Annotated in this window: 1 pseudogene; it reads right to left on the bottom strand. The window is 81.2% G+C overall.

What is annotated here, in order from left to right:
- A pseudogene (locus tag PV343_RS40200) lies at positions 1–821 on the bottom strand (nickel transporter); the annotation flags it as partial.

Below are 821 nucleotides of genomic sequence, written 5' to 3'. Positions count from 1 at the left end.
TGACGGACGACGTGCGGTTGCTGTTCGTCGTCACGGGCGTAAGTGTGGCAGTGGGTTTGCGCGCCGGGCGGGGCACGGCGGTCGTCTGCTGACCCGGGGGCGCGGCGGCCGGAGCGGGCACGGGCTGCGCGGGCACCGGGCCGCCGGGAGCGGGCCGCGGCGGGACCGGCTGTCCCGGTGCGACCGGCACGCCCTGACCCACGGTGCCCTGGGCGGGCACGGTCGCGTTCGGTACGGCGGCCTCGGGCGCGGGGGCCTGGGGCGCACCGGTGTGGGGCGCCGCAGCGCTCGGTACGGCGGTGGGCGGCACGGCGACCGGCTGACCGGGGGCCTGCTGTGCCACGGCGGCACCGCCGGCACCGGCTGGAGCCGCGGTGCCCTGGGCCGGGACGCCGGTGCCGGGAGCCGGGGGAACCTGTCCGGGCTGGGCCGGAGCTGCCTGGTTCGGAGCCGTCTGGACCGGAACCGCCTGGGCCGGAACGGTTCCGGTGAGCTGGCCCGGCGCGCCGGGGACGGCGGGCGCCACCTCCACGGCCTCTCCCGGGTGGGCCACGGCCCGCCTGCGGCGACCGGTCGGCGCACTCGTGGGGTGCGGCTGCGGCGGGGTGTGGTCCTCGGCCTGGTCGAGCGGTACGGCGTCGTGCCGCCCGTCCGGCCCGGGCGCCCCGTCGGCGGGCACCCGCACCTGGCCGGGCACCTGGGCGCCCGGGGCCACGGCCGTACCGGAACCCGGCGCGGCGTCCGCCGGCTCCGGGGAGCGGTCGGCCTCGGCCGGGGGCAGGGCGAACACCGTGCGGGTGCCCGCCTCCTGGGCGGCGGCC

The organism is Streptomyces sp. WI03-4A, from assembly GCF_033792105.1.
GTDB lineage: Bacteria > Actinomycetota > Actinomycetes > Streptomycetales > Streptomycetaceae > Streptomyces > Streptomyces collinus_A.
Note: the sequence above shows the minus strand (reverse complement) of the source record. Positions and strands in the feature narration are given on the sequence as shown.